This is a genomic window from Arenimonas sp. MALMAid1274, assembly GCF_049195245.1.
Taxonomy (GTDB): Bacteria; Pseudomonadota; Gammaproteobacteria; order Xanthomonadales; family Xanthomonadaceae; genus Arenimonas.
Genome location: NZ_JBMIRR010000026.1, coordinates 424,007 through 432,735, shown reverse-complemented (window position 1 = coordinate 432,735; position 8,729 = coordinate 424,007). Strand labels below are relative to the sequence as shown.

7 protein-coding genes and 1 pseudogene are annotated in these 8,729 nt (G+C 69.7%); 3 read left to right on the top strand and 5 right to left on the bottom strand.

Features of this window, described 5'->3' with window-relative positions; genetic code table 11:
* From ACOQFR_RS08315 to rpmH, 5 genes and pseudogenes are all read right to left on the bottom strand, one after another.
* Positions 1-670, bottom strand: a pseudogene (locus ACOQFR_RS08315) (energy transducer TonB); the annotation flags it as partial.
* A gap of 127 nt (positions 671-797) precedes the next feature.
* Complete coding sequence (gene mnmE / locus ACOQFR_RS08310) at positions 798-2,126, bottom strand: tRNA uridine-5-carboxymethylaminomethyl(34) synthesis GTPase MnmE (RefSeq protein ID WP_421380638.1); 1,329 nt, start codon at positions 2,124-2,126, stop codon at positions 798-800.
* A gap of 155 nt (positions 2,127-2,281) precedes the next feature.
* Positions 2,282-4,018 carry a membrane protein insertase YidC gene (gene yidC, locus ACOQFR_RS08305; protein WP_421380636.1) on the bottom strand — a complete coding sequence of 579 codons (1,737 nt, stop codon included), beginning with the start codon at positions 4,016-4,018 and terminating at the stop codon, positions 2,282-2,284.
* Between the two features lie 52 nt (positions 4,019-4,070).
* Entirely contained in the window at positions 4,071-4,508 is a 438-nt protein-coding gene (gene rnpA / locus ACOQFR_RS08300) for a ribonuclease P protein component (protein ID WP_421380634.1), read from the bottom strand.
* A gap of 39 nt (positions 4,509-4,547) precedes the next feature.
* Entirely contained in the window at positions 4,548-4,688 is a 141-nt protein-coding gene (rpmH, locus tag ACOQFR_RS08295) for a 50S ribosomal protein L34 (protein WP_146907677.1), read from the bottom strand.
* Positions 4,689-4,863: 175 nt separating this feature from the next.
* Between rpmH and dnaA the strand changes: the two genes are divergently transcribed.
* The 3 genes from dnaA (at position 4,864) to recF (ending at position 8,700) form a co-directional block, all read left to right on the top strand.
* Entirely contained in the window at positions 4,864-6,189 is a 1,326-nt protein-coding gene (dnaA, locus tag ACOQFR_RS08290) for a chromosomal replication initiator protein DnaA (RefSeq protein WP_421380670.1), read from the top strand.
* Between the two features lie 224 nt (positions 6,190-6,413).
* Positions 6,414-7,514 (top strand): DNA polymerase III subunit beta, encoded by a 1,101-nt coding sequence (gene dnaN / locus ACOQFR_RS08285; RefSeq protein WP_421380631.1) that lies wholly within the window; start codon positions 6,414-6,416, stop codon positions 7,512-7,514.
* A 103-nt stretch (positions 7,515-7,617) separates the two neighbouring features.
* Entirely contained in the window at positions 7,618-8,700 is a 1,083-nt protein-coding gene (recF, locus tag ACOQFR_RS08280; RefSeq protein WP_421380629.1) for a DNA replication/repair protein RecF, read from the top strand.
* The last annotated feature ends 29 nt before the right edge of the window (positions 8,701-8,729 follow it).

Sequence of the window (8,729 nt, the reverse complement as noted above, 5' to 3'; positions counted from 1 at the left end):
GGGCCGGCTCGGGCGTGGGGGTGGGCGTGGCGGCCGGCGGCGGGGTGGCCGGCGTGTTGGCGGCCGTGGCCGCTTCCGACGCGGCGCGCGCGGCGGCGGCTTCGGCGTCGCGCAGGCGCTGCGCCTCGCGCTCGGCTTCCTGCGCCACGCGATCGGCGGCGCCGGCCTGGCCCTTGGCGATGGAATCCTTGATGCGCGGCAGCGCCGGCGTCATCGCGTCGGTCTTCTCGATCAGGGCGCGCAGGCGCTCGGCTTCGGTGAAGTCCTCGCGGCCGATGGCCTGCTCGGCGGCGATGATGGCGTAGGGCATCAGGTCGATCAGCGCGCTTTCGGCCGAGGCGTCGGGCTTCTCGCTCTTGTCGCGCAGCGCCAGGTAGTACTCCATGGCGTTGTCGCCGGCCGGGGTGTAGAGCCGCTGCTCGCGCAGGGCCTGGCCACCGCGGGTGCGCAGCTCGTCGGTGCTGAGGTTGGCCAGGGCGGCCTGCGCGGCCTGGGCCGCCTGCTGGGCCGCGACTTCCTCGGCGCTGGGACCGGCCGGGGCCGCGGGCGTGGCGGCCGCGGGCGCGTCGGGTGCGGCCTCGTCCTTGCCGCAGGCGGCCAGGGTGAGGCCCAAGGCCAGGGCGATACCCCAGCGCAGGGCGCGGGAGGACGTGGAAGTCGAAGCGGTCATGGCAATCCCCTGTGAAACGATCAAAACATGACCTTCAGCACATAAGACTTTGGCCGGTTTGTCAAGGCGGTTTCGTTACAAAACGCCGCCTGGATCACGTTATAGCCCGTTCGTAGCCGCCCTGCGGCTATTTGCCGATACAGAAGTCGCCGAAGATGCGGCCCAGCAGGCCATCGGCGTCCACCCGGCCGGTGATCTCGCCCAGGGCATCCTGCGCCTGGCGCAGCTCCTCGGCGGCCAGCTCGCCGGCGCCGTGGTGCAGTTGGGCCGCGGCGCGCTCGAGCCAGGCGGCGGCGCGGGCCAGGGCCTCGACGTGCCGGGCGCGCGCGCTGAAGGCGCCGTCGGCCCCCTCGCCCAGGCCCGCGGCCTGGCGCAGTTCGGCCCGCAGCGCATCCAGCCCCGCGCCGGTATGGGACGAGAGCCAGACATGGCGCCCGTCGGCGCGAACCTGCAGGCCCGGGGCATGGGCGCCGAGCTCGCACTTGCCATGCAGCCACAGCACGTTCGCGCCGGTGGGAAGCGCGGGCACGGCGTCCGGATCACGGTCGTCGAGCATGGCCAGCACCAGGTCCGCCTTGGCCAGTTCCTCGTGGGCCCGGCGGATGCCTTCGCGCTCGACCACGTCGGGTGCCTCGCGCAGGCCTGCGGTGTCGACCAGGGTCAGTTCGACGCCATCGACCCGGATGCGTTCGCGCAGCAGGTCGCGGGTGGTGCCGGCAATCTCGGTGACGATGGCGCGGTCTTCGCCTGCCAGTGCATTCAGCAGCGAACTCTTGCCGACGTTGGGCGCGCCGGCGATGACCACGTGCAGTCCGTCGACGAGCCGCTTGCCGCGTTCGGCCGCGCCGCGCAGCGCGGCCAGTTCGCCGGCGACTTCCTGCAGGCGCTGCTGCAGCTCGGGCGCGGCCAGGAAGTCGACTTCCTCGTCCGGGAAATCCAGCGCCGCCTCGATCCAGACCCGCAGGCCGGTCAGGCCCTCGACCACCGCGTGCACGCGCCGGGAGAAGTCGCCCTCCAGCGAACGCCGCGCCGCGCGCGCCGCCGCCTCGCTGCCCGCGGCCACCAGGTCGGCCACGGCTTCGGCCTGGGCCAGGTCCATGCGGCCCTCGAGAAAGGCGCGTTCGGTGAACTCGCCGGGGCGTGCCGCGCGCGCGCCGAGCTCCAGGCAGCGCCGCAGCAGCAGGCCCAGCAGCACGGCGCTGCCGTGGCCCTGCAGTTCAAGCACATCCTCGCCGGTATACGACTGCGGGCCCGGGAAGAAGATCAGCAGGCCGTCGTCCACCAGCTCGCCGGCGCCATCGCGGAACCGCACGTAGTGCGCATGCCGCGGCTCCGGCGGCCGGCCCAGCAGGGTATTGCCAATCGCGCGGCAGCCCGGTCCGCTCAGGCGCACGATGCCCACGCCGGCCGCACCGGCCGCCGTGGCAATCGCCGCAATCGTGTCGCGTCCACTCATCCCGCGCATCGTCGCAGAATCCACCGGTTCCGGTCAGCCGTTGGGAAGGCACTTGCCGCGGATGTACGCGGATGGCCGCGGACAAGAGCGGATAGGGCAAACGCTCTATCGGTTCTTATCCGCGGCCATCCGTGCAAATCCGCGGTGGAAGAGAATTACTTCGCGACGGCCGGGGTGGGGGTCGACTTGTCGCCGTGGCGCTTGGTGATGATCCACTGCTGCAGCAGGCCCAGGATGCCGTTGGTGCACCAGTACAGCACCAGGCCGGAGGGGAAGAAGGCCATCATCACGCCGAACACCAGCGGCATGAAGGTCATGATCTTCTTCTGCATCGGGTCCATGCCCGGCGTCGGCGTCATCTTCTGGGTGAGGTACATCACCACCAGGTTGATGGCCGGCAGGATGAAGTAGGGATCGGGCGCGGTGAGGTTCTGGATCCAGCCGATCCACGGCGCCTGCCGCATCTCGACGCTCTCGAGCAGCATCCAGTACAACGCGATGAAGATGGGGATGGTCACCAGGATCGGCAGGCAGCCGCCGAGCGGGTTGATCTTCTCCTTCTTGTAAAGCTCCATCATCGCCATCTGGAACTTCTGCTTGTCGTCGCCGTAGCGCTCCTTCAGCGCCTCGATGCGCGGCTGCACGGCGCGCATCTTGGCGAAGCTGCGGTACTGCTTGGCCGACAGCCAGTACAGCGCGATCTTGATCAGCACCACGGTCAGGATGATCGCCCAGCCCCAGTTGCCGGTCAGGTCGTGCAGCGGCTTGAGCACGTAGTCGAACATCGGCTGCGCGATCACGGTGAAGATGCCGTAGTCCAGCGACAGCTTCAGGCCCGGCGCGACCGCCTCGAGCTGCTCCTGCAGCTTCGGGCCCACCCACAGGCGGGTTTCGCGCGTGGTGGTCATGCCCGGCGCCACCGAGAACGGTTCGCCCAGCCCGCGCACCAGGTAGCGGCCCTGGCTGTTGGGCACCTTGTCCATGGTGAAGTCCTGGCGCTCGCCCGTGTTGGGCACCCAGGCCACCAGGAAGTGGTGCTGCAGCATCGCGATCCAGCCGCCGGTGACGTCGTTGCTGGTCAGCGGGCCGTCTTCATAGATGTCGGCGATGCTGACCTTCTCGAATTTCTCGGCCGGGCTGTACCAGGCGGCGCCGACGAAGCTGTAGGCCTCGGGGTTGGTCAGGCCGGCGGTGCGGCCCACGGCCGGCGGCGTCATGCGCTGCAGCTGCTCGTAGGACAGGCCGCTCCAGGGCTGGATGCCGTTGTTGCGCACTTCCACGCGCTGGGTGACCACGTAGGAACCGCGCTCGAACACCAGGGTCTTGCGCACGCTCAGGCCCGTGGCCGGGTCTTCCCAGACCAAGGGCACTTCCAGCGTGGTCGCGCCGTCGGCCAGGCGGTAGTCGCTGCGGCCGTCTTCGGTGCGGAACATCGCTTCGTGGTTCGGGGCCGGGGCACCGACCTGGGTCAGCAGGCCGGACTGCGCCACCGAGAAGGTGGCGGCGCGGCTGTCGAGCAGGCGCACCTTCTGCGCGGGCGCTTCCTTCTTGACCGGGTAGGCCAGCAGGTCGGCGCCAACCAGGGTGCCGCCGCGCGGATCAAGCTCCAGCGCGAGCACGTTGGTGCGGATCGTGACCAGGTTGGTGCTGGGCGCGGCGGTCGGGCCTTCGGGCAGGGCATTGCCCGGCGTCGGCACCTTGGGCAGGTCGGAGGCGGGCAGGGCGCTCATGCTCGGCAGGTCGCCACCCGACGGGATCGCGGCCGCGGGGGCCGTGGACGCCTGCGGGGCGGCATCGGTAGCCGGCGCGACCGGCGCCTTGCTCCATTCGAAATAAAGAAGGGTGGCGATCAGCAGCCAGGCGATGAGCAGGAAGGAACGGGTCTGGTTCATGGGCAGGCTGCGGGCGCCGGCAGTGGAGCCGGGGCCGGGCACAAGGTCTCGGTCAGGATTCGGAGGCGGGGCGTTCGCACGCGCCCGGGGAGGCCGGCATTGTGCCGGGCGGGGGCGTGGGCTTCAACGACCGGGCGCGTTCGAACAGGGTCTGCATCTGCTGGCGCAGGTCGTCGTTGGCCAGCGCCTTGGCGCCGGGCTGCACCAGCAGCACGTAATCGCCCGGGGGCAGGTGACGGCGTTCGTGCCGGAAGAACTCGCGCGCGATGCGCTTGATGCGGTTGCGGCCGACGGCGCGCTTGTCCACTTTCTTGGACACGGTGACGCCGAGCCGCGGCACGGTGGCCTCGGCCCGGACGTGGGCATGCAAGCGCAGGTGGGGGCTGGTCAGCCGCTTCGCTCCCTTGAAAACCGCCTGGTACTCGGCGGAAGCGTGCAGGCGCGCGCTGGGGGGGAACGAAGCTGACGTGGCGGGCGGGAGCGTGGTCACGGCCCGCAGGGTCGCCGCCGGGAAACCGGCGGCAACGGGTCAGACGGCCAGGCGGGCACGACCCTTGGCACGACGACGCGACAGGATCTTGCGGCCGTCGGCGGTCTTCATGCGGGCACGGAAACCGTGGTCGCGCTTACGCTTGAGGTTGCTGGGCTGGTAGGTGCGCTTGGTCGCCATGATGGCACTCGATGATTTTTGGGCGGAAAAGACCGTGGACTATAGCGGCCCGGACCAAGCTTCGTCAAGCCAGATGCGCGTGGCGGCCCGCGGCCGGCGGCGCTAGACTGCTCGCCCCGACCACTTATCCACAGCTGCGCCCTGGCGCGGCTGCTCCCCGGACTTTCGCTTGAACATGGACGCTGCCTGGCCTCGCTGCCTTGAACGACTGGAGGCCGAACTGCCGGCCGAGGAAATCCACGCCTGGCTCCGGCCGCTGCAGGCCCAGGCCAGTGCCGACGGCCTGACCCTGTACGCCCCCAATGCCTTCGTGGTGGACCAGGTGCGCGAGCACTACCTGGCCCGGATCCGCGAGCTGATGGCCCACTACGTCGGTGGCCCGGCGCCGGTCGCGCTGGAGGTGGGCTCGATCAAGCGGGTCGAGACCCCGGCCGCGACGCCCGCTGGCGAAAGGCCGCGCAGCGCCCCGGCCACCGCCTTCGCCGGCAACCTCGACAGCCACTACACCTTCGAGAACTTCGTCGAAGGCCGCAGCAACCAGCTCGGCCGCGCGGCGGCCCTGCAGGTGGCCCAGAACCCGGGCAAGGCCTACAACCCGCTGCTGCTGTACGGCGGCTCGGGCCTGGGCAAGACCCACCTGATGTACGCCGCCGGCAACCTGATGCGTCAGAACAATCCGGGCATGCGCGTGCTCTACCTGCGTTCGGAACAGTTCTTCAGCGCGATGATGAAGTCGCTGCAGGAGAAGTCCATGGACCAGTTCAAGCGCCAGTTCCAGCAGGTGGACGCGCTGCTGATCGACGACATCCAGTTCTTCGCCGGCAAGAACACCACCCAGGAAGAGTTCTTCCACACCTTCAACGCGCTGTTCGACGGCAAGCAGCAGATCATCCTCACCTGCGACCGTTACCCGCGCGAGGTGGAAAACCTCGAGACGCGGCTCAAGACGCGGCTCACCTGGGGCCTGTCGGTGGCGATCGAGCCGCCCGATTTCGAGACCCGCGCGGCCATCATCACCGCCAAGGCGGTCGAGCGCGGCGTGAAGTTGCCCGACGACGTGGCCTACCTGATCGCCAAGCGCATGCGCTCGAACGTCCGCGACCTGGAAGGCGCACTCAACACGCTGGCGGCGCGCTCGAACTTCATGGCCAAGCCGATCACCGCCGAGTTCGCCCAGGAAACCCTGCGCGACCTGCTGCGCGCGCAGCAGCAGGTGGTGTCCATCAGCAATATCCAGAAGACCGTGGCAGACTACTACCAGCTGCGCATGGCGGACCTTTTGTCGAAGCGGCGGACGCGCTCCCTGGCGCGCCCGCGGCAGATGGCGATGGCCCTGTCCAAGGAACTCACCGAGCACAGCCTGCCGGAAATCGGCGATGCCTTCGCGGGGCGTGACCACACCACCGTGATGCACGCCTGCAAGGTCATGCGCGAACTGCGCGAAACCGACGGCAAGCTGCGGGAAGACTGGGACAAGCTGCTGCGCAAGTTGAGCGAATAAGCGTCGCCGCGAGGCCTGGGGACGGCCTGTGGACAAGTTGGGGGAACCGGCGCGACCGGATTTTTATCCACAGCTTGTGCCAGTCTGTCCCGGACCTGGCGCACAGGCTTACGAGTTCAGTAAAAACCTTCAACATCAACAAGTTGTGTGTGTTATCCGGAGAAAATCCCGGCTCTACCACCACCACTTTTAGATATATCCACTCTTGGAGCATGGGGATCCGCATGCGTTTCAGCCTGACGCGAGAAGTCCTACTCAAACCCCTGCAGCAGGTCGTGAACGTGGTCGAGCGCCGGCAGACCCTGCCCGTGCTGGCCAACCTGCTGGTCAACGTCGAAGGCAGCAAGCTGTCGATGACCGGCACCGACCTGGAAGTCGAAATGGTCGCGCGCACCGACGTGGACGATGCCCAGCCGGGCGAGACCACCATTCCGGCGCGCAAGCTGTTCGAGATCGTGCGTGCCCTGCCCGACGGCAGCCGCGTCACCCTCAGCCAGTCCGGCGACAAGGTGACGGTGCAGGCCGGCCGCAGCCGCTTCACCCTGGCCACCCTGCCCGGCAACGATTTCCCTGCGGTGGAAGACCTGGACCTGGTCGAGCGCATCCGGGTGCCCGAGGCCGCGCTGAAGGAGCTGATCGAACGCACCGCCTTCGCGATGGCCCAGCAGGACGTGCGCTATTACCTCAACGGCCTGCTGCTGGACCTGCGTGAAGCCTCGCTGCGCTGCGTGGCCACCGACGGCCATCGCCTGGCCCTGTGCGAAGCCCCGCTGCCGTCCGGCGCCCAGACCCGCAAGCAGATCATCCTGCCCCGCAAGGGCGTGCTGGAGCTGCAGCGCCTGCTCGAGGGCGGCGACCGCGAGGTCGAGCTGGAAGTCGGCCGGAACCACCTGCGCATGCGCCGGGAAGATGTCACCTTCACCTCCAAGCTGATTGACGGCCGCTTCCCGGACTACGACGCGGTGATCCCGATTGGTGCCGACAAGGAAGTGAAGGTGGACCGCGAGGCCCTGCGCGCCGCCCTGCAGCGCGCGGCCATCCTGTCCAACGAGAAGTACCGCGGCGTGAAGCTGGAAATCAGCCCGGGCCAGCTGCGCATCGTCGCGCACAACCCCGAGCAGGAAGAGGCGCAGGAAGAGGTCGAGGCCGAGACCCGCGTGGACGGGCTGAGCATCGGCTTCAACGTGACCTACCTGCTGGACGCGCTGAGCGCCCTGCGCGAGGAGTTCGTCATCATCAACCTGCGCGACGCCAACTCCTCGGCCCTGGTCCGCGAGGCCAGCCACGAGCGGAGCCGCCACGTGGTGATGCCGCTGCGCCTGTGACCGGCCTGCGGTCCCGTCGTTCCCGCCGCCCGGCCCTTGCCGGGCGGCGTCGTTTTGGCCGCCGGCCGGGGTGGGCGCCGGGTCAGGGTCCCAAGGCCGGCCGATGCGGCTGACCCGCCTGGATGTGCGCCATCTGCGCTGCCTGGAGTCCGCCGAGTTCCGGCCGGCCCCCGGGCTGAACCTCATCACCGGCGGTAACGGGGCGGGCAAGACCAGCCTGATCGAGGCGGTGCACCTGCTTGGTTACGGCCGTTCGTTCCGGGGCCGGGTGCGCGACGGGCTGATCCGGACGGGAAGCCCGCACCTGGAGCTCTACGCCGAGTGGCTGGACGGCCAGGGCCGGGGCCGCCGCGCCGGCCTGCGCCACAGTGGCAATGCCTGGGAGGCGCGGCTGGACGGTGCGCCCGCCCCCAGCCTGACAGAACTGTGCGCCGAGCTGGCCGTCGTGACTTTCGAGCCTGGCAGCCACGAGCTGATCGCGGGCGGCGCCGAACACCGCCGCCGATTCCTGGACTGGGCCCTGTTCCACGTGGAACCAGCCTTCCTGCCGGTGTGGCGCCGCTATGCGCGGGCTCTCAAGCAGCGGAACGCCCTGCTCAAGCGTGGGCCCTCGCCCTCCTCCCTGGCGCCCTGGGACCGCGAACTGGCGGAATCCGGCGAATCCCTCAGCCGCCTGCGTTCCGGCTACCTAGAGCGCCTGGAGCCCGTGCTGGAGGCCACGGCGCGGGAGTTCCTGCCCGAACTCGGTGCCGCGGGCCTGCGTTTCCTGCCCGGCTGGCGCCGTGAGGAACTGTCGCTCGAGGACGCCTTGCTGCTGGCCCGCGATCGGGACATCGCGCTGGGCTACACCTCGCCGGGCCCGCACCGCGCGGACTGGCGCGTCGACTACGTGGGCCTGCCAGGCCGCGAGGCGCTCTCGCGCGGCCAGGAAAAGCTCACCGCCTTGGCCTGCGTGCTGGCACAGGCCCGCGCCTTCGCCGCCGATCGCGGCGAGTGGCCGCTGGTGTGCCTGGATGACCTGGCCTCCGAACTGGATGCCGCCCACCAGCACCAGGCCCTCGCCTCGGTGCTGGCCTCCGGCGCGCAGGTGCTGCTGACCGCCACCGAAGCGCCACCCACGCTGGCCGGCGGCATCGTCCCGGAACGGAGGTTCCACGTGGAACGCGGACAGCTGCGCGACGCCTGAACCGCGCACGCCGCACGCCGGGCCAGGGC

Bases quoted from the DNA above. Each gene is read 5' to 3' on its own strand.
- mnmE (WP_421380638.1), bottom strand. From the start codon at position 2,126: ATGAGTGGACGCGACACGATTGCGGCGATTGCCACGGCGGCCGGTGCG.
- yidC (WP_421380636.1), bottom strand. From the start codon at position 4,018: ATGAACCAGACCCGTTCCTTCCTGCTCATCGCCTGGCTGCTGATCGCC.
- rpmH (WP_146907677.1), bottom strand. From the start codon at position 4,688: ATGGCGACCAAGCGCACCTACCAGCCCAGCAACCTCAAGCGTAAGCGC.
- dnaA (WP_421380670.1), top strand. From the start codon at position 4,864: ATGGACGCTGCCTGGCCTCGCTGCCTTGAACGACTGGAGGCCGAACTG.
- dnaN (WP_421380631.1), top strand. From the start codon at position 6,414: ATGCGTTTCAGCCTGACGCGAGAAGTCCTACTCAAACCCCTGCAGCAG.
- recF (WP_421380629.1), top strand. From the start codon at position 7,618: ATGCGGCTGACCCGCCTGGATGTGCGCCATCTGCGCTGCCTGGAGTCC.